Here is a 19,338-nt window from a genome sequence, read left to right on the forward strand (position 1 = left end):
CCTGCGGTCCGTCCGCGCCGCCGTCACGGATACTGGACGGGTTATGGAATACGTGATCCTTGCCGTAGTCATCGCCGTGGTCGCCGTCGGCGCGATCGCGGGCCTCGTCGTTTCCGGCAGACGACGCCAGCAGCTCCCCCCGAAGTCGCAGGCGCCGGTCATCACGGCGCCCGGGACCCCACAAGAGCCCCAGGTCGGCGAGGAGGCCGCGCCGCCGACCCAGGAGCCCCGTCGCACCGTCGAGGAGGTCGAACTCCCCGAGGCCGAGGCCGTCCCCGAGACGGTCGAGGCGGTCGAGGCCGAGCAGGTCCCGGCCCTCGAAGTCCCCGAGCCCACCGCCGGCCGGCTGGTCCGGCTCCGCTCCCGGCTCTCCCGCTCGCAGAACACGCTCGGCAAGGGGCTGCTCTCGCTGCTCTCCCGCGAGCACCTCGACGAGGACACCTGGGAGGAGATCGAGGACACCCTGCTGACCTCCGACGTCGGCGTGGCCCCCACCCAGGAGCTGGTCGAGCGGCTGCGCACCCGGGTGAAGGTGCTCGGCACCCGCACCCCGGACGAGCTGCGCGCCCTGCTGCGCGAGGAGCTCGTCGAGCTGATCGGCAAGGACGCCGACCGCACGGTGCACTCCACCAAGCACGAGGACGGCCCGGCCGTCGTCCTGGTGGTCGGCGTCAACGGCGTCGGCAAGACCACCACCACCGGCAAGCTGGCCCGGGTGCTGGTCGCCGACGGTCGCACGGTGGTGCTCGGCGCGGCCGACACCTTCCGGGCCGCCGCCGCCGACCAGCTGCAGACCTGGGGCGAGCGGGTCGGCGCGCGGACCGTCCGCGGCCCCGAGGGCGGCGACCCGGCCTCGGTCGCGTTCGACGCGGTCAAGGAGGGCATCGCCGAGGGCGCCGACACCGTGCTGGTGGACACCGCCGGCCGGCTGCACACCAAGACCGGCCTGATGGACGAGCTGGGCAAGGTCAAGCGGGTCGTGGAGAAGCACGGTCCGGTGGACGAGGTGCTGCTGGTGCTGGACGCCACCACCGGCCAGAACGGTCTGATCCAGGCCCGGGTCTTCGCCGAGGTGGTCGCCATCACCGGCATCGTGCTGACCAAGCTGGACGGCACCGCCAAGGGCGGCATCGTGGTCGCGGTGCAGCGTGAGCTGGGCGTCCCGGTCAAGCTGATCGGGCTCGGCGAGGGTGCCGACGACCTGGCGCCGTTCGAGCCGGGTGCGTTCGTGGACGCACTGATCGGGGACTGAACCCCGTCTTCCCGATGAAGGGTCCGCTCCCGTGGGGGCGGGCCCTTCGGCGTTCCGCCCGAACGGGCGAGCCCGCTCGTCTTGAGCTCCGCCCCGCGCCGAACCCGCCCCGAGCCGAAGGGCCGCGCCGGTGCCGAAAGGGAGAAGGGACGGAGTGACGCAGGAGCGACGGAGCGCCGACCGTCGGCACCGGGTCGAGCGGCCCGGAGGCGAGCGGGCGAAGTTTACGAAGCGAGCCAGGCGGGCTCGGCGCTGCGCTCGCGGCCGCGGTGGCAGGCGTAGGCGAGGGTACCGAGCAGCAGCCGGGCCTCGGGCGGACAACCGGCGTTGTCGCGGGTGGGCCGACGCAGCCAGCGGACCGGGCCGAGGCCGCCGAGCACGGTGGGCGGAGCGGCGACGTAGCTGCCCTCGCCGTGGCAGGTGAGGTCGAGCGCGGCGTCGTCCCAGCCCATCCGGTACAGCAGGTCGGGCAGCCGGAGGGCGGTGCCGGCGGCGACCAGGAACTGCAGCCGGCCGGTGGGCGAGGCCAGCACCGGGCCGACCTGGGTGCCCATGCGCTCCAGCCGGACCAGTGCCTGGAGGCCGGCCTGCTCGGGGACGTCCAGGACGTCGAAGGCGCGGCCGGTGGGGAACAGGACGGAGACGTCCGTCTCGGTGCGGGCCGCCGGCGCGCCGGCGGGGGCGGGGTGCAGACCGGGCGCGGCGCAGTGGGTGGCGCCGCAGTGGCAGCGGGCCGCGGTGGCGGCCGGGCCGGCCGGGTTGCCGACGGTGACCGCCCAGCCCCAGCGACCGGTGTACTCCGCGGCCGCCCGGGACGCGGTCACCCGGGTGCGGCGGCGCGCGCCCAGCGGGGCCAACCGCAGGTGCCCCAGTCGAAGTTCGCCGAACAGGTTGTCCATGCCTCCCCCAACAGGATCTCGTTGCCGATGGTTACGGGATGGTGACTTTGTGTTGATTGTCCGTTGCGTGGTGCGTGGTGCGGTGGCGGCGCGCAGCGCGTGGCGTGCGCCTATTGCGGTGCTGTGCCTCGGGCGCCGCCTTGTGGGGGGCGGTGCCGATGCCGGATCGTCGTCTGCGCGAGGTGGCCGTCGACCGGAGTGGGCGGCAAACTCGCCTGGGGCTGCTGTGGGTTGCAGGTGACGGACGGTGGTGCCGGTGGGGACTTGGCGGCCCGCATATGCCGGACCGCCGGGACTATCCAGTGAAGCGTGTGCGGACTTGGATCGGTTCACTCCTGGGGGTGGCGAAAGGTGGCGTTTCGCCAGGGCCGCTCCCCCGGACCCCGCGCGGGGCATTACGTTCAGCACGCAGACATCGTCGTGGAGTCCGCTTCCGCCCCTGTGGGGGCGGGAGTTGGGGAATCTGACGCCTCGTCCGCGAGGATGGCACACCAGTGCGACGAGTGGTCCGGCAGGCGGTCTCGACAGCACCTCGGAAGCAGCACGTCTGGCAAGAGCCCGCAACCGTCGGGCGGTCACGATCGGGGGCCCCGCAGCAGGGGCCGGGCGGGATGGGGACGTTCCCATGGCAGAGAAGCAACCCAATGAGAAGCTGACCACGTGGTTCGCCCGCAGCGGCTGGTCCAAGGGCGAACTGGCCCGCCAGGTCAACCGCCGGGCCCGCCAGATCGGCGCCCACCACGTGTCCACCGACACCTCGCGGGTGCGGCGCTGGCTCGACGGGGAGCAGCCCCGCGAGCCGATCCCCAAGATCATGTCGGAGTTGTTCTCCGAACGCTTCGGCTCCGTGGTCTCCATCGAGGACCTCGGGCTGCGCGCCGCCATCCCGGTCTCCACCGTGGGCGGCGGCGTCGACCTGCCGTGGAGCGCGCCGCAGACCGTCCAGCTGATCAGCGACTACTCGCGCAGCGACCTGATGCTCAACCGGCGCGGCTTCCTGGGCACTTCGCTCGCCCTCACGGCCGGCGCCGCGCTGATCGAGCCGATGCAGCGCTGGCTCGCCCCCGGCCCGAACGGTACCCCCACCCCGATCCTGACGGCGGCCAACGGCGGCGAGCCGTTCACCGGCCGGCTCTCCGAGCCCGAGCTGGAACTGTTGGAGCAGACCACCGTCATGTTCCGGCAGTGGGACGCGCAGAACGGCGGCGGGCTGCGCCGCAAGGCCGTCGTCGGCCAGCTCCACGAGGTCACCGACCTGCTCCAGGAGACGTACCCCGAACAGACCACCAGGCGGCTGTTCCGGCTCACCGCCGAGCTGGCCCACCTGGCCGGCTGGATGTCCTACGACGTGGGCATGCACCCCAGCGCGCAGAAGTACTACGTGCTGGCGCTGCACGCCGCCAAGGAGGCCGGCGACCGCCCGTTCGGTGCGCTGATCCTCACCGACATGAGCCGCCAGATGATCCACCTCAACCGCGGCGAGGACGCCCTGGAGCTGATCCACCTCGCCCAGTACGGCAGCCGCGACACCGCCACCCCGCGCCAGCAGTCCCTGCTGTACGCGATGGAGGCGCGCGCGTACGCCACCATCGGCGAGGTGAACCGCTGCGCCCGGGCGGTCCGGCTGGCCGAGGACACCTTCACCGACATCCGTGACGGTGACGGCGACCCGGACTGGCTGAAGTTCTTCTCGCCGGCCGAGCTGAACGCCGAGAACGCCCACTCCTTCCGCGACCTCGCCTACCACTCCGACCGGGCCGAGCTGTACGCCTCGATGTCCGCGCCGGTCATGGAGCGGGCGGTCGACCTCTTCCGGCAGGACGGCGACCACGTCCGCTCGTACGCCTTCAACCTGATCGGCATGGCCAGCGTGCACCTGCTGCAGCGGGAGCCGGAGCAGGCCGTGGTGATGGCCGAGCAGGCGGTGGACATCGCCACCAAGGTGCGCTCGGAGCGGCTGAACTCCCGGGTGCGCAAGACCACCGAGGCCGCCGCCGCCCGGTACGGCGGGGTGGACGCGATCAGCCGGCTCAAGGAGCGGGTGGTCCAGGACATCCCGGAGTACGTCTCGGTCGTCTGACCTGCACCGACGCACCTCCCCAGCCCCCACCGACCGTGACGGCCGCCGCCGCCACGGTCGGTGGTGTGTCCGGCACTCCTCGTGCCGCGCGGCGGCACGGTAACCCATCGCACCCGGCGGCACGGCCGTGGTTCACGTAGGCGTAACCCGCGCGTCGCCGTCGTCACGGTCGCGAAACACCGGGCCGCATCGGCCGAAACCCGCCTTCGGCACGCTCCTTCCCATCGCCGACACCCCGGGTGGCACGGGACAGGTATCCCGGGTGTGGAGCGGCTTCCATTCATGAGGAGACGCCGATGCCGGACGGCTTCAGCGCGGGTGATACCGCCTTCGTGCTCATTTGCGCGGCCCTGGTCATGGTGATGACCCCGGGCCTGGCCTTCTTCTACGGGGGCATGGTCAGGGCCAAGAGCACCCTCAACATGCTGGCGATGAGCTTCCTCTCGCTGGGCATCGTCAGCGTGCTCTGGGTCCTCTACGGGTACTCGCTCAGCTTCGGCCCCGACGCGGGTGCCGGGCTGATCGGCAACCTGGACTTCCTCGGGATGCACGGCATCGGGCTGAACGACCTGACCGGGACGATCCCGGTCACCGCGTTCTCCGCCTTCCAGCTGATGTTCGCGATCATCACCCCGGCGCTGATCAGCGGGGCCGTCGCGGACCGCGCCAAGTTCACCGCCTGGGGACTGTTCATCGCACTCTGGGTGACCGTCGTCTACTTCCCGGTCGCGCACTGGGTCTTCTTCTTCGACGGCGGCAACGGCGGCTGGCTCGGGGACCGCAACGGCGTGATCGACTTCGCCGGCGGCACCGCGGTGCACATCAACGCCGGTGTCGCGGGCCTGGCGCTCTGCCTGGTGCTGGGCAAGCGGGTCGGCTTCCGGAAGGACCCGATGCGCCCGCACAGCCTGCCGCTGGTGATGCTCGGCTCCGGGCTGCTCTGGTTCGGCTGGTTCGGCTTCAACGCCGGCTCGGCCCTGGCCGCCAACGGCGTCGCCGCGATGGCCCTGGTCAACACCCAGGTGGCCACGGCGGCCGCGCTGCTCGGCTGGCTGATCTACGAGAAGCTGCGGCACGGCGCGTTCACCACGCTGGGCGCCGCCTCCGGCGCGGTGGCCGGTCTGGTCGCCATCACCCCCGCCTGCGGCTCGGTCAGCCCGCTCGGCGCGGTCGCGATCGGCCTGATCGCCGGTGCCGTCTGCGCCGCGGCGATCAGCCTCAAGTACCGCTTCGGCTTCGACGACTCGCTCGACGTGGTCGGTGTGCACGCGGTCGGCGGCGCCATCGGCTCGCTGCTGGTCGGGCTCTTCGCCACCGGCACCGTCGGCCAGAGCGCCAAGGGCCTGTTCTACGGCGGCGGCCTGGAGCAGCTCGGCAAGCAGGCGATGGGCGTGGCCGTGGTCGGCGCCTACTCCTTCGTCCTCTCCTGGCTGCTGGCCAAGGCGATCGACAGCACGATCGGCTTCCGGGTCGCCGAGGAGGTCGAGGTCGCCGGTATCGACCAGGCCGAGCACGCCGAGTCCGCCTACGACTTCAGCGCGCTGGGCTCCGGTCCGGCCAGGATCGCCCCCGCCCCGGCGGTGGCCGTGGTCGCCGAGTCCGCCCCCGGCACCGCCCCCAGGACCGCTGACAAGAACGCCGAGAAGACCGAGGTCGACGCCTGATGAAGCTCATCACCGCAGTCATCAAGCCGCACCGCCTGGACGATGTGAAGGCCGCCCTGCAGGCCTTCGGCGTGCACGGCCTGACCGTCACCGAGGCCAGTGGTTACGGCCGGCAGCGCGGCCACACCGAGGTCTACCGTGGCGCGGAGTACACCGTGGACCTGGTGCCCAAGGTCAGAATCGAGGTCCTGGTCGAGGACGACGACGCCGACCAGCTGATCGACGTCCTGGTGAAGGCCGCCCGGACCGGCAAGATCGGCGACGGCAAGGTCTGGAGCGTTCCGGTCGAGACCGCGGTCCGGGTCCGGACCGGTGAGCGCGGCCCCGACGCCCTCTGACCGGGACCCCCTCCCCCCGGGACAGGGCCTAGCATTCAGCACGATCCCGCAGGCGGGCCCGTGACCACCCCGTGGTCGCGGGTCCGCTGACGGCGTATCAGCGCTCTTCGTTCGAATCGGTGCTCCTCGCTCGAAATCAGCGCTCACGCTCAACCGGACGACGACGGACGGGGACCCCGTATGACCACGCAGCCCGACCCGCCCTCCCGGCCCGCCGCCGGGCCCGGGACCTCCTCCGGTGACCCGGCCGGGGGCGACGGCCCGACCGACCACGCCACCGCCCGTGCCCGGCTGCTGGACACGCCCGGTCTCGCCGGCACCGCCCGCCGCACCGCGCTGGCCGCGCTCACCGACGACTGGCTGGCCGGCCTTCTCGCGGCGGCCGGTGCCCCCGCCGGCGTCGCCCTGGTCGCGGTCGGCGGCTACGGGCGGGGCGAACTCTCCCCGCGCAGCGACCTCGACATCCTGCTGCTGCACGACGGCCCGCTCGACCCGGAGCTGCCCGAACGCGTCTGGTACCCGGTCTGGGACGCCGGTGCCTCCCTCGACCACTCCGTCCGCACCCCCGCCGAGGCCCGGACCGTCGCCGCCGCCGATCTCAAGGCCCAGCTCGGCCTGCTCGACGCCCGGCACATCGCCGGTGACCCGGCCCTCACCGCGGGGCTGCGCTCCGCCGTCCTCGCCGACTGGCGCACCGGCGCCCCGAACCGCCTGCCCGAGCTGCGCGAACTCGGCCGCGAGCGGGCCGAGCGGCACGGCGAGCTCTCCTTCCTGCTGGAGCCGGACCTCAAGGAGGCCCGGGGCGGCCTGCGCGACGTGGTCGCGCTGAACGCGATCGCCGCCACCTGGCTGGCCGACGCCCCGCGCGACGGCCTGGACGCCGCCGCGCTGCGGCTGTCCGACGTCCGGGACGCGCTGCACCTGGTCACCGGCCGGGCCACCGAGCGGCTCAGCCTGCAGGACCAGGACCAGGTCGCCGAACGGCTCGGTGTGCTGGACGCCGACACCCTGCTGCGCCAGGTGTACGAGGCCGCGCGGACCGTCGCCTACGCGAGTGACGTCACCTGGCGGGCGGTGGACCGGGTGCTGGCCGCCCGCACCACCCGGGGCCGGCGCTCCTCCCGGCTCTCCTTCCCGTTCACCGGCACCGGACGGGGCGCCGGCGCGGTGGCCCGCGGCGCCGTCCAGCGCCGCCCGCTCGCCGAGGGCGTGGTCGAGCAGGACGGCGAGGCGGTGCTCGCCCAGGGCGCCCGCCCGGCCGCCGACCCGGTGCTGCCGCTGCGCGCCGCGGCCGCGGCGGCCCAGAACGGGCTCACCATCTCCTACGCGACGGTGCGTCGGCTGGCCGCCGAGTGCCGCCCGCTGCCGGTGCCCTGGCCGGACGAGGCGCGCGAGCAGCTGGTCACCCTGCTCGGCGCCGGCGAGGCCTGCCTACCGGTCTGGGAGGCGCTGGAGGCGGAGGGCCTGATCACCCGGTTGCTGCCGGACTGGGAGCGCGTCCGCTGCCGCCCCCAGCGCAACGCCGTGCACCGCTGGACCGTCGACCGGCACCTGGTGGAGACGGCCGTGCGGGCCGCCGCGATGACCCGTCGGGTGGCCCGGCCGGACCTCCTGCTGGTCGCGGCCCTGCTGCACGACATCGGCAAGGGCTGGCCCGGCGACCACAGCGAGGCGGGCGAGGTGATCGTCCGCGACGTGGCCGTCCGGATGGGCTTCGACCACGAGTCCGTCGAGACCCTGGCCGTGCTGGTCCGCCACCACCTGACCCTGGTGGACACCGCGACCCGGCGGGATCCGGACGACCCCGCCACCGTGGAGGCGATCACCAAGGTGGTCGCCACCCTGCCGCAGCTGGAGCTGCTGCACGCGCTGACCGAGGCCGACGCGACCGCCACCGGCCCGGCGGCCTGGAGCCGCTGGCGGGCCTCGCTGGTGGACGGGCTGGCGGCCCGGGCCGCCGCTCAGCTGGCCGGCGCGTACCCGTCGCCGGCCCCGGGCCGTTGGGGCTCCCACGCGGGGGAGGCGGCGCCGACCGCGGAACAGGAGCGGCTCGCCGTCGAGGCCGCCCGGACGGCCGGTCCGGCGCTCTCCCTGCTGGCCCAGGCCGAGGTCGACGAGCCGGGCACCGAAGCGATGGGCGTGCGGCTGACCCTCGCCGTACCCGACCGGCCGGGCCTGCTCGGCACGGTCGCCGGGGTGCTGGCCCTGCACCGGCTGACCGTCCGCTCGGCGGGCCTGCGCGAGCTGGACCCGATCGGCGCCGGCCCGGTGCTGCTGCTCTCCTGGACGGTGGCGGCCGAGTTCGGCGAGCTGCCGGAGGCGGCCCGGCTCCGGGCCGACCTGCGCCGGGCGCTGGACGGGTCGCTGGACGTCTCGCGCCGGCTCGCCGAGCGCGACGCGGCCGCCCCGCGCCGGCGCGGCATCCCCACCCCGCCGCCGCTGGTCGCGGTGGCGCCCGCGGTGGCCTCGGCCACGGCGACCGTGCTGGAGGTGCGCGCCCACGACGCCCCCGGCCTGCTGCACCGGATCGGGCGGGCGCTGGACGGCGCCGGCGTCCGGGTGCGGACGGCACACGTCAGCACGCTCGGCGCGGAGGCCGTGGACTCCTTCTACCTGACCGACCAGGCGGGCCGGCCGCTCGCCGCCCAGCGGGCCGGGGAGGTGGCGGCGGCCGTCCGGGCGGCGCTGGGCTGAGCACGCCCCGCCGGGGCGGGCGGCCCTTCCGTTCCGGGCGGCGCCGGACGGCGGCGGCCCGCCGGAGCGCCCCCGTCGGAGCGCCCCCGGGGCCGGTTCGCCCGGGGGTGGAGACCGTTGCCAGGGCGGCCGGATACGCTTGGGGGCGACGACCGTACTGATACCGATGCCGCAAGGGACCCGCGACGACGTGTTCGACACCCTTTCCGATCGCCTCGCAGCGACGTTCAAGAACCTCCGGGGCAAGGGCCGCCTCAGCGAGGCGGACATCGACGCCACCACCCGCGAGATCCGCATCGCGCTGCTGGAGGCGGACGTCGCGCTGCCGGTCGTGCGGGCCTTCATCAAGAAGGTCAAGGAGCGGGCCCTCGGCGCGGAGGTCTCCGGCGCGCTGAACCCCGCCCAGCAGATCATCAAGATCGTCAACGAGGAGCTCATCGCCATCCTCGGTGGCGAGACCCGCCGGGTGAAGTTCGCCAAGAGCGGCCCGACGGTGATCATGCTCGCCGGCCTCCAGGGCGCCGGTAAGACCACCCTCGCGGGCAAGCTCGGCCACTGGCTGAAGCAGCAGAAGCACACCCCGCTGCTGGTCGCCTGCGACCTCCAGCGCCCCAACGCCGTCAACCAGCTCCAGGTGGTCGCCGAGCGCGCCGGCGTGGCCTTCTACGGCCCGCAGCCGGGCAACGGCGTCGGCGACCCGGTGCAGGTCGCCCGCGACTCGATCGAGTACGCCAAGCAGAAGCAGTACGACGTCGTCGTCGTCGACACCGCCGGCCGTCTGGGCATCGACGCCGAGCTGATGCAGCAGGCCGCCGACATCCGGGCCGCGGTCGACCCGGACGAGGTCCTGTTCGTCGTCGACGCGATGATCGGCCAGGACGCGGTCACCACCGCGCAGGCCTTCCTCGACGGCGTCGACTTCACCGGCGTGGTGCTCTCCAAGCTCGACGGTGACGCCCGCGGTGGCGCCGCCCTGTCGGTCGCGCACGTCACCGGCCGGCAGATCATGTTCGCCTCCAACGGCGAGAAGGTCGACGACTTCGACGCCTTCCACCCGGACCGGATGGCCTCGCGCATCCTCGGCATGGGCGACATGCTGTCGCTGATCGAGAAGGCCGAGCAGACCTTCTCGCAGGCCGAGGCCGAGAAGATCGCCTCCAAGCTGCAGGGCGGCGGCAAGGACTTCACGCTCGACGACTTCCTGGACCAGCTGGAGCAGGTCCGGAAGATGGGCTCGATCTCCAAGCTGCTGGGCATGCTGCCCGGCATGGGCCAGATCCGCGAGCAGATCAACAACATCGACGACAAGGACGTCGACCGGGTCGGCGCCATCATCAAGTCGATGACCCCGGCCGAGCGGACCGACCCGAAGCTCATCAACGGCTCGCGCCGGCTGCGCATCGCCAAGGGTTCCGGTGTCCAGGTCGGCGAGGTCAACAACCTGGTCGAGCGGTTCTTCGAGGCCCGCAAGATGATGTCGGCGATGGCCTCCGGCAAGGGCATCCCCGGCATGCCGGGCATCCCGGGGATGGGCGGCGGCTCGAAGAAGTCCGCCAAGAAGGCCCCGGCGGCCAAGGGGAAGCGCAAGAGCGGCAACCCGCTGAAGCGGGCCCAGGAGGAGGCCGCGGCCGCCGAGCGCCGCGCGCTCGGCCCGGGCGCCGGCCAGGCTCCGGCCCAGGGCGGGGCGTTCGGCCTGGGCGCGGGCAAGGGCCCGGCCGACTTCGAGCTGCCCAAGGAGTTCAAGGACCTGCTGTAGGTCCGCCCGCCCCGTGCGTCCGGCCCCGCGGCCGGCGCGCCCGTCGGGCACGAGTGCGGCCCGCCGCCCCGGTACATCCCGGGCGGCGGGCCGTTCGCATGTCCGATGATGGTGGGGTGAGAGTGACGATCAGGGCCCCGCGGGCCGAGGACGAGGTTGTGTACGCCGAAGCGGTCCGCCGGTCCGCCGAGCACATCGGGCGGTGGAACCCGGTCGAGCCGAACGGGCTTCCCGACCTCCTGGAGCGCCAGGGTGCCGGTCTGCGGACCTTCCTGATCATCGATCAGGCGACCGGCGGGCTGGTCGGCAAGGTGAACGTCGCCAACATCGTGATGGGCCGGTTCTGCAACGCCGCGCTCGGCTACGACTCGTACCTGCCGTTCGCCGGGACGGGCCGGATGGCCGAGGGCATGCGGCTGGTGGTGGACCGCTGCTTCGCCCCGCAGGCGGCCGGCGGCCTCGGCCTGCACCGGTTGGAGATCAACGTGCAGCCGGACAACGGGCGTTCGATCGGGCTGGCCAAGCGGCTGGGGTTCCGGCACGAGGGGTACACGCCCCGGATGCTGTTCCTGAGCGGTGCCTGGCGGGACCACGAGCGGTTCGCGCTGACCTCCGAGGAGTGGCCCGGGCCGGGGGAGTAGCGGGCGCCCGGGCGGGGGGTTCGGGGCGCGGCGTTGCGGCTGTATCGCCCGAGTGAATGTCCGTATTGTCCGACAGGTGACCGATCCCGTGCCGCCGCGCCAGACCCCCGACCAGCCCTGGCGCTCCGAGGGCGCCCCACCCCCGCCGCCGCCCCGCCGCAGGATGCCCGGCGGCTGGACGGGTCTCGTGCTCACCGCCCTCGTGGTGTTCCTGATCACCGACCTGCTGCTGTCCTTCTTCGGCACCGCCGGCGCGACCACGATCTCCTACACCGAGTTCAACAACCAGCTGAACAACGGCAACATCACCAAGATCTACTCCAAGGGCGACTCCATCGAGGGCACCCTCAAGAACGCGGCGCCCAAACCGGACGGCGGCAAGGGCGACTACACCGAGTTCGACACCCAGCGCCCGTCCTTCGCCGGCGACAGCCTCTGGACCACCCTCCAGCAGCAGGGCGTCGAGGTCACCGCCAAGCCGGTGGTCCAGCAGCGCAGCTTCCTCGCCAACCTGCTGATCTCGCTCGCGCCGATGCTGCTGCTGATCCTGATCTGGGTGCTGCTCGCCCGCCGGATGGCCGGTGGCATGGGCGCCGGCGCACTCGGCCGCAAGGCCCCGCCCAAGCCGATCACCGCCGAGCCGGGCAAACGCACCACCTTCGCCGACGTGGCCGGCATCGACGAGGTCGAGGCCGAACTCGCCGAGGTGGTCGACTTCCTGAAGAACCCGCAGCAGTACCGCCGGCTCGGCGCCAAGATGCCGCGCGGTGTGCTGCTCGCCGGTCCGCCCGGCACCGGCAAGACCCTGCTGGCCCGGGCCGTCGCCGGCGAGGCCGACGTGCCGTTCTTCTCGGCCTCCGCCTCGGAGTTCATCGAGATGATCGTCGGCGTCGGCGCCGGCCGGGTCCGGGAGCTGTTCGCGGAGGCCCGCAAGGTCGCCCCCGCGATCGTCTTCATCGACGAGATCGACACCATCGGCCGCCAGCGCGGTGGCAGCGGCGCAATGGGCGGCCACGACGAGCGCGAGCAGACGCTCAACCAGATCCTGACCGAGATGGACGGCTTCACCGGCTCCGAGGGCGTCATCGTCATCGCCGCCACCAACCGGGCGGACGTGCTCGACCCGGCCCTGCTGCGCCCCGGCCGGTTCGACCGGCGGATCACCGTCAGTCCGCCGGACCGCGACGGCCGCGCGGCCATCCTGCGCATCCACACCCGGACCGTCCCGCTCGCCGGGGACACCGATCTCAACCGGCTGGCCAAGGTCACCCCCGGCATGACCGGCGCCGAACTGGCCAACCTGGTCAACGAGGCCGCCCTGCTCGCCGTCAAGCGCAAGCAGGACGCGGTGGGGGAGCGGGACCTCTCGGACGCACTGGAGAAGGTCCAGCTGGGCGCCGTCCGGCCGCTGGTCATGCCGCAGGTCGAGCGGGAGCGCACGGCGTACCACGAGAGCGGCCACGCCCTGCTCGGCATGCTCCAGCCGGGAGCCGACCCGGTCCGCAAGATCACCATCGTGCCGCGCGGCCGCGCCCTCGGCGTCACCCTGTCCACCCCCGAGACCGACCGCTACTCGTACACCGAGCCCTACCTGCGCGGCCGGATCATCGGTGCGCTCGGCGGGATGGCCGCCGAGCAGGTGGTCTACGGCGTGATCACCACCGGCGCGGAGAGCGATCTGGAGCAGGTCACCAACATCGCCCGCGGGATGGCCGGCCGCTGGGGCATGAGCGAGCGGGTCGGTCGGCTCACCGCCGTCCCCTCCGACCCGCAGGGCGCGTACGGACTCTCCGCCGCGCCGACCACGCTGGACGCGGTCGACGAGGAGGCCCGGCGGATCGTCGCCGAGTGCTACGAGGAGGCGGTGCGGCTGCTGACCGAGCAGCGGGCCCGGCTGGACGCGCTGGCGGCGGCGCTGCTGGAGGGCGAGACGCTGGACGAGGAGGCGGCCTACCGGGCCGCCGGGGTGCCCCGGAAGGCGCTCGACCAGGCGTGATCCGGCCGAACGGGGGCGTCCGCGACGGCTGCGGGCGCCCCCGCCCGGTGTCTTCGACGTGCCGGGTGTGTCCGATGTGCGGTGTGTGTCCGACGTGCCGGGTGTCTCCGACGCGCGGTGTGTGTCCGCCGTGCCTGGTCTTCGAGGTGCGGTCGTCTCCGGGCTGCCGGGGTCGCCGGGACCGGGCGGGTCACCGGGGCTGATCGGCGACCAGGTACCGGAAGACGTTCTCCATCCGGACCGAGCCGTCCGGGCGCAGGTACGGATGCAGTGCCTCCTCCAGCTCCTTCGCCACCAGTGACAGCCCGGAGAACTCCGCCGCCGCGTCGTACAGGCCGGTGGAGAGCAGCCCGCGCACCGCGCTGTCCAGGTCCGGATAGGCGAACGGGCAGCTCACCCTGCCACTGCCGGCCGGGCGCAGGCGGGCCGGTGCGAGCAGGTCCTCCAGGGCCCCGGGCGTGCTCAGCCCGAACGGATCGCGCGCGGTGGTGCGCCCGGCCATCCGCCGGGCCACGTCCAGGACGGACGCGCTCTCGCAACGCTCCGACGGCCCCCAGGCGGCCAGCACCACGTGCCCGCCCCGAAGTGTCAGCCGTGCCGCCTCGGTCACCACGCGCTGCGGATCGGCGGCCCCCGGCAACTGCTCGAAAACCGTGACCAGCGAATAGGCCGAGCGGGGGACGGCCGCCGCCGGCCGGGCGCCCCCGCCGACCTGCAGTCGGCGGCCCCTCGCCAGCTCGCGCAGCTCGTCGTGCGGCTCCAGGCCGGCGACCTGGGCACCCCGCTCGGCGGCGAGCAACAGTGCCAGGCCGGAGCGGCAGCCCAGGCCCAGCACGCTGGTCGCCGGGCCGACCTCCAGCCGGGCGTACACCGCCTCGTAGAGCGGCACCAGCATGCGTTCCTGGATCTCCGCCCAGTCGCGCGCCCGCGCGGGCCAGGCGTTCGCGGACTGCCGGTCGTGCGGTCGTGCGCCTGCGGGTCGTACGGTCGTGCCGGTCGTTCGAGCTGAAGCCATCGCGGCCTCCCATCCGGTCCTTCGGTGTCCTGCTACGGCTCCCCCAAAGTCCCGCCCCACTCCAGCGAACAGCGGCTCGGGCGCGGCGTCCAGAGGGGTGCAGGGTGGTGCGCGCGTGTCGCGGTCGTGCGCCCCCTGGCGGAGCCGGGGCGCCCTTCGCCCGACGCGCCGGTCGGGCGCCGTCGCGGCCCGGGCGGGACGGGGACTGCTTGCGGGCGAACGGGTTCCGCGGAACGGATTCGAAGTCAGGCCCCTTGGCCCCGTACCATTCGCCCCATGGCAAAGGCACCCGTTCTCACCCCCCAGGCGGACGACTTCCCGCGCTGGTACCAGGACCTCATCAACAAGGCCGAGCTGGCCGACAACGGTCCGGTGCGCGGCACCATGGTCATCCGACCGTACGGCTACGGCCTGTGGGAGCGGATGCAGCAGGAGATGGACGCCCGCATCAAGAAGGCAGGCGCGCAGAACGCCTACTTCCCGATGTTCATCCCGCAGTCGTACCTGACCAAGGAAGCGGAGCACGTCGAGGGCTTCGCCCCCGAGCTCGCCGTGGTCACCCACGGTGGCGGCAAGCTGCTGGACGAGCCCGTCGTCGTCCGGCCCACCTCCGAGACCATCATCAACGAGTACTTCTCGAAGTGGGTGCAGAGCCACCGCGACCTGCCCCTGCTGATCAACCAGTGGGCCAACGTGGTCCGCTGGGAGCTGCGCCCGCGGGTCTTCCTGCGCACCACCGAGTTCCTCTGGCAGGAGGGCCACACCGCCCACGCCACGTACGAGGACGCCCGCGAGTACGCCTCGATGATCCACACCCAGGTCTACGGCGACTTCATGACCAACGTGCTCGGCATCGACGTCGTGCTCGGCCGCAAGACCGCCAAGGAGCGTTTCGCCGGCGCGATCAACACCCTCACCCTCGAGGGCATGATGGGCGACGGCAAGGCGCTGCAGATGGGCACCAGCCACGAGCTGGGCCAGAACTTCGCCAAGGCGTTCAACACCACCTACCAGCTCCAGGGCGCCGAGCGCGAGTACGTCTGGCAGACCTCCTGGGGCGTCTCGACCCGTATGGTCGGCGGCCTGATCATGTCCCACGGCGACGACAACGGCCTGCGGGTGCCCCCGCGCCTGGCCGCCGTCCAGGCCGTCGTCCTCGCGATCAAGGGCGACGACGCGGTCATCGCCAAGGTGCGCGAGATCGGCGCCCGGCTGGAGGCCGTCGGCATCCGGGTGGTCGTCGACGACCGCACCGACACCCCGTTCGGCCGCCGTGCCGTGGACTGGGAGCTCAAGGGCGTGCCGCTGCGCATCGAGGTCGGCCCGCGCGACCTGGAGAACGGCACCGCGATGCTGGCCCGCCGGATCCCCGGGGGCAAGGAGCCGGTCTCGATCGACGCGCTCGCCGAGCTGCTCCCGGGCATCCTGGAGGAGGACCAGGCGCTGCTGCTGCGCCAGTCCCGCGAGCGCCGTGAGGCCCGCACGGTCGACGTGACGAACCTCGACGAGGCCGTCGAGGCCGCCGCCACCGGCTGGGGCCGGATCTCCTGGGCCGAGCTGGGCCCGGAGGGTGAGGCCAAGCTGGCCGAGCAGGGCGTCTCGGTGCGCTGCATCGTCGCCGCCGACGGCTCGGTGCCGCAGACGGACGACCAGGACGGCAACATCGCGATCGTCGCACGCGCCTACTGACCGGCGCGTGCATCCGCCGGCGCGCCGACCGCGGCGCGCCGGCGGCGGTGTGTCGACGGACGTTCGGCACCTCGGACGCGTCGACGGATGCCGGTGGTCGGCGGTGTCGGAAACCGACAGGTACTGGCGATTGCTGGCGATTGCTGGCGGCCGGTGGCAATGATCCGGTAGCTGCCCGACAACCGTCGGACATCCGTCGGACATCCGGTCGACAACCGCCGTCGGAAATTCCGGCGGTAACCGTCCGGGGTCCGTCTCACCAGTCGACATCCCTACTGGCCGGTCAACTGCCGGTATTAACGGAATAGCGGTACGGTGTACGGCCCGTGGCCCTGTCAACTCGACAGGACCGCGGGCCGTACGTCCTGGGGGCGACAGCCCGTCCCCCGGACGGAAAATGACGAGGCCCGCCGAGCTGCGACGGGCCCAAACCGGCAGGGGGTTGGTCTTGCGTCAGATCCGGAACGCGCATTTCGCGCGGGCTCGTACATTCCTGAGAGTTTCCTGGGAATTCCAGGCGAACGGGAACACGCGGAACATCGGCTCGCACTCCATCGTTGGTCTAGCGTGAGCACGACACAGCCCCTCGTTCTCGCGGCCGAACTGGCCGCCGCCTGGAGTGACATCCAGGCCTTCCATCAGGATCTCCCCGACCTCGCCTCGCCCGAGGCGTTGATCGGCGAATCCTCCTCGGCCTGTGGCACGCGGCTCGGTTTCGAGCGGCTCCTCCACGAGGCTGCCCACGGTCTGGCCGCGGCCCGGGACATCCGGGACACCTCGCGGGCCGGCCGCTACCACAACCGGCGCTTCCTGCTCCTGGCTTCCGAGCTGGGCCTGGCGCACCCGGTCGAGCCGCACGCGAGCAGCGGCTTCTCCCAGGTGACCATGCTCAAGGAGACGCAGGAGCGGTACGCCGAGACCATCGAACGCCTGGATCGCGCCCTCGGCGCCCACCAGGAGGCGGTGGCCGGCGACGGTGTGTCGCGCGCCTTCCGCGGCCCGGCCGCCCGACACGGTTCCTCCGGGGGCGGCGTCCGGGTCAAGGCGGTCTGCGGATGCGGGCGGAACGTCCGCGTCGTGCCGTCGGTGCTCGCGCAGGCGTCCATCGTCTGCGGTGCCTGCCAGCAGCCGTTCAAGATCGCGTAGCGTGGGGAGCCGGCCGGCGACTGTGCGGGCAGCGCGTCCGGCCGGAGCGATCGACGGCCCTGGTCGGCAGGGCTGATCGGCACGGCCGATCGACAGCCCTGATCGACCTCTGTGGTGTGTTGGGCTGACCGGGAGCGGGGGCTCCCGGTCGGACCGGTTCCCTCCGGGGCGGCCTCGGGCCCTCCGATTCTCGGCGGCCCCGCTTCGGCGCTTCGCTCCCTCCGCCGCCTTCTTCGGCTTCTTCGACGTCGGCTGTCTCGTCGGCGCCCGGCCCGTTCGACCGGCCTTTCCGGTCCGGGTCGGTCCCGTCTGGCCCTGTCCGGTGCCCTTCGGCTGCTCTCCAGGCCGACCGGCCGTCCTTCGCTCCGTCTCGATCCTTTCTCGGACCGCGCCCCGTCGGGGTTGTCCCGGCCGGGTTCCTGCGGTCCGTATGCGGCCCGTGGGTGGATGCGTACGTGGTCCGTGTGCGGGTCGGCGCGTGCTCCGCGCGCGGCCGGCCGGGGTCGGGCCGTGCGGGCGGCGTCGAGGCGGTTCGCGCCGGTATGGCAGAATGGACAGCTGAGTACTCGGCAGCCGAGCAGGACCCCTCTCTCCTACGGCTGGCGTGTCCCTTGAACGGCCAGCCTCGCAACCCCACGCGACGGTGCGGCCGCTCACCCACGTCAACACCAGGAGAATCCACTCCCGTGGCAGTCAAGATCAAGCTCAAGCGTCTCGGCAAGATTCGCTCCCCGCACTACCGCATCGTCGTCGCCGACGCCCGCACCAAGCGTGACGGTCGCGCGATCGAGGAGATCGGCATCTACCAGCCGACCTACAACCCCTCGAAGATCGAGGTCGACGGCGAGCGCGCCCAGTACTGGCTGTCCGTCGGCGCCCAGCCGACCGAGCCGGTGCTCGCCATCCTCAAGCTGACCGGCGACTGGCAGAAGTTCAAGGGTCTGCCGGCTCCGGCGCCCCTGCTCGTTGCCGAGCCCAAGGTCGAGGACTTCTCGCACCTGTTCGCGAAGGCCGTTGCCGGCTTCGAGGACGCCACCACCGGTGTTGCCATCACCCCGAAGGCCAAGAAGTCGGACAAGGCCGAGGCTGACGCCGACGCCGCCGCCGAGGCCTGATCGTGATCGAGGACGCCCTCGACCACCTGGTGAAGGGCATCGTCGAGCACCCCGACGAGGTGCAGGTGCGTTCGCGCAACCTGCGTCGGGGTAACACCATCGAGGTGCGTGTGCACCCCGATGACCTCGGCAAGGTGATCGGCCGGGGCGGCCGCACGGCGCGCGCACTGCGCACCGTGGTCGGCGCCCTCGGCGGTCGCAACGTCCGGGTCGACCTGGTCGACGTGGACAGCATTCGCTGACGCTGCTGCTCGTTCAGCCGCCAGGCTTGAGGCCGACCGGGACGCATGTCGTCCCGGTCGGCCTCTCCTTTTTCCCAGCAGCTTTCTCGCAGCGCCCTCGCCTTCCCGGCCCTGCACTCCCGGCACCAGCACCCAGCGCCGGCACCCAGTACCCAGTACCCAGTACCCAGTACCCAGCACCCATCCAGGAGAACGATCACCGTGCAGCTCGTCGTCGGCAAGATCGGCCGCGCCCACGGCATCAGGGGGGACGTCAGCGTCGAGGTCCGCACCGACGAGCCGGAGCTCCGGCTCGGCCCCGGTGCCGTCCTGCTCACCGACCCCGCGTCGGCCGGACCGCTGACCGTCGAGTCCGGCAAGGTGCACAGCGGCCGGCTGCTGCTGCGTTTCGCCGGTGTCAAGGACCGCAACGACGCGGAGGCGCTGCGCGGCACCATCCTGATCGCCGAGATCGATCCGGAGGAGAGCCCCGAGGACCCGGAGGAGTACTACGACCACCAGCTGATCGGTCTGGACGTGGTCCTGCTCGACGGCACCCCGGTCGGTGAGCTCACCGAGGTCGTCCACCTCCCGTACCAGGACCTGCTCACGGTGGAGAAGCCCGACGGGACCGAGGTGCTGGTGCCGTTCGTCACCCGCATCGTGCCGACCATCGACCTGGAGAACCAGCGCATCGTGATCGACCCGCCGGGCGGCCTGATCGACCCTGAGCAGGCCGAGGTCGTGCGGGACGAGTCGAACGGCTCGGACGAGTCGGATGAGTCGGACGAGTCGGGTCGGTCGGCGGATCCGGAGGAGTCGGAGTGACCGC

Annotated in this window: 15 protein-coding genes; 13 read left to right on the forward strand and 2 right to left on the reverse strand. The window is 72.7% G+C overall.

Annotated elements, in window-relative coordinates; all coding sequences use genetic code 11:
* Positions 1 to 43: 43 nt before the first annotated feature.
* Complete coding sequence (gene ftsY, locus ACFVYI_RS25065) at positions 44 to 1,252, forward strand: signal recognition particle-docking protein FtsY (protein WP_387889310.1); 1,209 nt, start codon at positions 44 to 46, stop codon at positions 1,250 to 1,252.
* 224 nt (positions 1,253 to 1,476) lie between these two features.
* Here the strand turns inward: ftsY and ACFVYI_RS25070 are convergent, their stop codons facing one another.
* The gene (locus ACFVYI_RS25070) at positions 1,477 to 2,151 is read right to left on the reverse strand and encodes a bifunctional DNA primase/polymerase (RefSeq protein WP_387889312.1); all 675 of its coding nucleotides are present in this window, start codon (positions 2,149 to 2,151) and stop codon (positions 1,477 to 1,479) included.
* A 625-nt stretch (positions 2,152 to 2,776) separates the two neighbouring features.
* On the opposite strand from ACFVYI_RS25070, the gene ACFVYI_RS25075 reads away from it, so the two are divergent.
* From ACFVYI_RS25075 to ftsH, 7 genes are all read left to right on the forward strand, one after another.
* On the forward strand, positions 2,777 to 4,231 hold the full coding sequence (locus ACFVYI_RS25075) for a hypothetical protein (RefSeq protein ID WP_387889315.1): 1,455 nt from the start codon (positions 2,777 to 2,779) through the stop codon (positions 4,229 to 4,231).
* A gap of 296 nt (positions 4,232 to 4,527) precedes the next feature.
* Positions 4,528 to 5,895 (forward strand): ammonium transporter, encoded by a 1,368-nt coding sequence (locus ACFVYI_RS25080; RefSeq protein WP_387889318.1) that lies wholly within the window; start codon positions 4,528 to 4,530, stop codon positions 5,893 to 5,895.
* Entirely contained in the window at positions 5,895 to 6,233 is a 339-nt protein-coding gene (locus ACFVYI_RS25085) for a P-II family nitrogen regulator (RefSeq protein ID WP_329489763.1), read from the forward strand. Before ACFVYI_RS25080 ends, ACFVYI_RS25085 begins: the two co-directional genes overlap by 1 nt.
* 180 nt (positions 6,234 to 6,413) lie before the next feature.
* Positions 6,414 to 8,927, forward strand: coding sequence for a [protein-PII] uridylyltransferase (locus tag ACFVYI_RS25090; protein WP_387889321.1), 2,514 nt, complete (start codon positions 6,414 to 6,416; stop codon positions 8,925 to 8,927).
* A 190-nt stretch (positions 8,928 to 9,117) separates the two neighbouring features.
* Complete coding sequence (gene ffh, locus ACFVYI_RS25095) at positions 9,118 to 10,683, forward strand: signal recognition particle protein (protein WP_387889409.1); 1,566 nt, start codon at positions 9,118 to 9,120, stop codon at positions 10,681 to 10,683.
* A 98-nt stretch (positions 10,684 to 10,781) separates the two neighbouring features.
* On the forward strand, positions 10,782 to 11,324 hold the full coding sequence (locus ACFVYI_RS25100; RefSeq protein ID WP_387889324.1) for a GNAT family N-acetyltransferase: 543 nt from the start codon (positions 10,782 to 10,784) through the stop codon (positions 11,322 to 11,324).
* Positions 11,325 to 11,400: 76 nt separating this feature from the next.
* Positions 11,401 to 13,320 carry an ATP-dependent zinc metalloprotease FtsH gene (gene ftsH, locus ACFVYI_RS25105; protein ID WP_387889327.1) on the forward strand — a complete coding sequence of 640 codons (1,920 nt, stop codon included), beginning with the start codon at positions 11,401 to 11,403 and terminating at the stop codon, positions 13,318 to 13,320.
* Positions 13,321 to 13,510: 190 nt separating this feature from the next.
* Here ftsH and ACFVYI_RS25110 read toward each other — a convergent pair whose 3' ends face one another.
* Positions 13,511 to 14,335, reverse strand: coding sequence for a class I SAM-dependent methyltransferase (locus tag ACFVYI_RS25110; RefSeq protein ID WP_387889330.1), 825 nt, complete (start codon positions 14,333 to 14,335; stop codon positions 13,511 to 13,513).
* Between the two features lie 276 nt (positions 14,336 to 14,611).
* Here ACFVYI_RS25110 and proS point away from each other — a divergent pair, with 276 nt between their 5' ends.
* The 5 genes from proS to rimM all read left to right on the forward strand — a co-directional run bounded on the left by proS (position 14,612) and on the right by rimM (position 19,334).
* Complete coding sequence (gene proS / locus ACFVYI_RS25115) at positions 14,612 to 16,024, forward strand: proline--tRNA ligase (RefSeq protein ID WP_387889333.1); 1,413 nt, start codon at positions 14,612 to 14,614, stop codon at positions 16,022 to 16,024.
* A 567-nt stretch (positions 16,025 to 16,591) separates the two neighbouring features.
* Positions 16,592 to 17,170, forward strand: coding sequence for a hypothetical protein (locus tag ACFVYI_RS25120; protein WP_329489769.1), 579 nt, complete (start codon positions 16,592 to 16,594; stop codon positions 17,168 to 17,170).
* 686 nt (positions 17,171 to 17,856) lie between these two features.
* Positions 17,857 to 18,285, forward strand: coding sequence for a 30S ribosomal protein S16 (rpsP, locus tag ACFVYI_RS25125; protein ID WP_360641223.1), 429 nt, complete (start codon positions 17,857 to 17,859; stop codon positions 18,283 to 18,285).
* Positions 18,286 to 18,287: 2 nt separating this feature from the next.
* Positions 18,288 to 18,527 (forward strand): RNA-binding protein, encoded by a 240-nt coding sequence (locus ACFVYI_RS25130; protein ID WP_030306741.1) that lies wholly within the window; start codon positions 18,288 to 18,290, stop codon positions 18,525 to 18,527.
* Between the two features lie 201 nt (positions 18,528 to 18,728).
* Positions 18,729 to 19,334: a ribosome maturation factor RimM gene (gene rimM, locus ACFVYI_RS25135; protein WP_387889338.1), complete on the forward strand. Its 606-nt coding sequence runs from the start codon at positions 18,729 to 18,731 to the stop codon at positions 19,332 to 19,334.
* Positions 19,335 to 19,338: the final 4 nt, after the last annotated feature.

The sequence above is a fragment of the Kitasatospora sp. NPDC058218 genome, assembly GCF_042882445.1.
GTDB lineage: Bacteria > Actinomycetota > Actinomycetes > Streptomycetales > Streptomycetaceae > Kitasatospora.

Excerpts from the sequence above, each read along its gene's own strand:
- ftsY (WP_387889310.1), top strand. The coding sequence starts at position 44 with ATGGAATACGTGATCCTTGCCGTAGTCATCGCCGTGGTCGCCGTCGGC.
- ACFVYI_RS25070 (WP_387889312.1), bottom strand. The coding sequence starts at position 2,151 with ATGGACAACCTGTTCGGCGAACTTCGACTGGGGCACCTGCGGTTGGCC.
- ACFVYI_RS25075 (WP_387889315.1), top strand. The coding sequence starts at position 2,777 with ATGGCAGAGAAGCAACCCAATGAGAAGCTGACCACGTGGTTCGCCCGC.
- ACFVYI_RS25080 (WP_387889318.1), top strand. The coding sequence starts at position 4,528 with ATGCCGGACGGCTTCAGCGCGGGTGATACCGCCTTCGTGCTCATTTGC.
- ACFVYI_RS25085 (WP_329489763.1), top strand. The coding sequence starts at position 5,895 with ATGAAGCTCATCACCGCAGTCATCAAGCCGCACCGCCTGGACGATGTG.
- ACFVYI_RS25090 (WP_387889321.1), top strand. The coding sequence starts at position 6,414 with ATGACCACGCAGCCCGACCCGCCCTCCCGGCCCGCCGCCGGGCCCGGG.
- ACFVYI_RS25100 (WP_387889324.1), top strand. The coding sequence starts at position 10,782 with ATGTCCGATGATGGTGGGGTGAGAGTGACGATCAGGGCCCCGCGGGCC.
- ACFVYI_RS25110 (WP_387889330.1), bottom strand. The coding sequence starts at position 14,335 with ATGGCTTCAGCTCGAACGACCGGCACGACCGTACGACCCGCAGGCGCA.
- proS (WP_387889333.1), top strand. The coding sequence starts at position 14,612 with ATGGCAAAGGCACCCGTTCTCACCCCCCAGGCGGACGACTTCCCGCGC.